This window comes from Streptomyces sp. ADI95-17, assembly GCF_003846175.1.
Taxonomy (GTDB): Bacteria; Actinomycetota; Actinomycetes; order Streptomycetales; family Streptomycetaceae; genus Streptomyces; species Streptomyces sanglieri.
Genome location: NZ_ML123053.1, coordinates 66,140 through 68,946 on the forward strand (window position 1 = coordinate 66,140; position 2,807 = coordinate 68,946).

General features: G+C 74.2%; 2 protein-coding genes. Both read left to right on the forward strand.

What is annotated here, in order from left to right:
* The coding region (locus tag EES42_RS39520; protein WP_164495503.1) for an SDR family NAD(P)-dependent oxidoreductase at nt 1–2,202 on the forward strand (2,202 nt) is incomplete at its 5' end.
* 56 nt (nt 2,203–2,258) lie between these two features.
* On the forward strand, nt 2,259–2,807 hold a 549-nt coding region (locus EES42_RS39525; RefSeq protein WP_206433815.1), incomplete at its 3' end, for a beta-ketoacyl synthase N-terminal-like domain-containing protein.

Consider the following 2,807-nt stretch of genomic DNA (forward strand, 5'->3'; position numbering starts at 1 on the left):
CGACAGCGCTACTGGATCGACGACCTGCGCCCGGTCATGGAGGCGCCCGTCGGCGTGGCGGCCGAACTGTCGCTCGCCGACACCCAGTTCTGGTCCGCGGTCGAGCAGGAGGACTTCGACGTCCTCGCCGACACGCTGGACATCGAGGGCGGCGACGACGCCCGCTCGGCCCTGGGTGCGATGCTGCCCGCGCTGTCCTCGTGGCGCCGCCGCACCCGTGAGCTGTCCACCGTCGACGACTGGCGGTACGAGGTGGCCTGGCGTCCGCTGCCCGATGCGTCCGCCGCCCGGCTGTCCGGCCACTGGCTCGTCGTCGTGCCCGAGACCCACGCCGAGGACGCCCTGACCGCTGGGTGCCTCGCGGCGCTCACCGACCATGGCGCCCAGGTGCTGCCCGTGACGGTCGACGGGGGCAAGCTGCGGCGCGACCTGTTCGCCGGCCACGACCTGCCCGCCGACCTCGCGGGCGTGCTGTCGCTCCTCCAGCTCGACCACGCGCCGCACCCCGAACTGCCTGACGTGCCGCGGGGCTACGCGGCCACCGTCGCGCTGCTGCAGGCGCTCGGCGAGGCCGGAGTGTCCGCGCCGCTCTGGTGCGCCACGCGCGGCGCGGTGTCGGTGGGACCCGCCGACCCCATCGCCGGCCCCGAGCAGGCCATGGCCTGGGGCATGGGGCGCGTCGCCGCGCTCGAACACCCCGACCGCTGGGGTGGGTTGATCGACCTTCCGGCGGCCCTGGACGAACGGACGGCCGCGATGCTGAGCGGCGCGCTCGGCGGGGCCGGTGACGAGGACCAGCTGGCCGTGCGGCAGTCCGGCACATTCGTACGCCGTCTCAACCGCGCCCGGCTCGGCGCCGCCCCCGGCACCCGGCGCTGGGACCCGAAGGGCACGACGCTCATCACCGGCGGAACCGGCGCGCTCGGCGGGCACGTCGCGCGCTCGCTGGCCCGCGAGGGCGCCGAGCACCTGCTGCTGGTCAGCCGTCGCGGCCCGGACGCGCCCGGCGCCCAGGCCCTGCGGGACGAGCTGACCGCGCTGGGCGCCCGCGTGACCGTCACCGCGTGCGACGCCGGTGACCGGGACGCGCTGGCGGAGGTCGTCGCCGCCGTGCCCGCCGAGCATCCGCTGACCGGCGTCGTGCACACCGCGGCCGCGCTCGACGACGGCCTGCTCGACACGCTCACCCCGGACCAGCTCGCCAACTCCCTGCACGCCAAGGCCAGGGCCGCGCGGAACCTGGACGAGCTGACCCGTCACCACGACCTGTCCGCCTTCGTGCTGTTCTCCTCGTTCGGCGGCATCGTCGGCACCCCGGGCCAGGGCAACTACGCACCGGGCAACGCCTACCTCGACGCGCTGGCCCAGGAGCGCAGGTCCGCGGGCCTGGTGGCCACCTCCATCGCCTGGGGCGCCTGGGGCGGCGGCGGCATGGCGGAAGGCGAGTTCGGCGAGACCCTCAACCGGCACGGGCTGCGCGAGATGGCGCCCGAGGCGGCCGCGGGCGCGCTGCGGCAGGCCGTGGAGCACGACGCCACCTGCCTGTTGATCGCGGACATCGACTGGGAGCGGTTCTTCGTCGCCTTCACCGCGACCCGGCCGAGCCCGCTCCTCGCCGACGTGCCCGAGGTGCGCCGCATCGCGCAGGACGGCACGGGCCAGGCGGGATCCGGTGGTGAGGAGCAGTCGGCGCTGGTGCAGCGGCTCGCCGGGCTCTCCGAGGCGGAGCAGGACGCACTGCTCCTGGAGGCCGTGCGCGAGCAGGTCGCGGCGGTGCTCGGACTCACCGGTCCCGAGGCCGTGTGGGTCAAGCGCGCCTTCCGCGAGGTGGGATTCGACTCCGTCACCGCCGTCGAACTGCGCAACCGCATCGGCGCCAAGACCGGCCTCAAGCTTCCGGTCACCCTGGCGTTCGACCATCCGACGCCGCAGCGCCTCGCCGGGTTCCTGCGCGAGCAGCTCGTACGCGACGGGGAGACCGTGGCCGTGACCGCGCTGGAGGAACTGGACCGGATCGAGAAGGCACTGGCCGGGGTCGCGCCGGACGACGCGGGACGGACCCGGGTGGTGCGGCGCGTGCAGGCGCTGCTGACCCGTCTGCAGGGCGGGTCCGCCGACGAGGTTCCGGTCGGCGAGGAGATCGAATCCGCCTCAGACGACGAGATGTTCGAGCTCCTCGGCAAGAAGTTCGGCATCTCCTGAACGCCCTCAGTGGCACCCACCACGATCACCACAGTTCCTGACAGAGGGGTCGCCCGATGGCGAACGAAGACAAGCTCCGGTACTTCCTGAAGCGGGTCAGCACCGATCTCGATGCGGCGCACGAGCGGATCCGCGAGATGGAGGAGCGCGACACCGAGCCGATCGCCATCATCGGCATGAGCTGCCGCTACCCGGGCGGCGTGCGGTCGCCCGAGGAGCTGTGGGACCTGGTCGCCGCGGGCACCGACGGCCTGTCGCCCTTCCCGTCGGACCGCGGCTGGAACCTGGACAGCGTGTTCCAGCCCGCGCCCGACGGGGCGTCGTACGCGGGCGAGGGCGGCTTCGTCCAGGACGCGGGCGATTTCGACGCGGCGTTCTTCGGCATCAGCCCGCGCGAGGCCCTGGCCACGGACCCGCAGCAGCGGCTGCTCCTGGAGACGGCGTGGGAGGCGTTCGAGCGCGCGGGCATCGACCCGGAGTCGCTGCGCGGCAGCCGGACCGGTGTCTTCGCCGGCACGAACGGCCAGGACTACCCCTATCTGCTGATGGGGGCAGCGGCCGGGCTGGAGGGGTACATGGGCACCGGCAGCGCCGCGGCCGTGGTG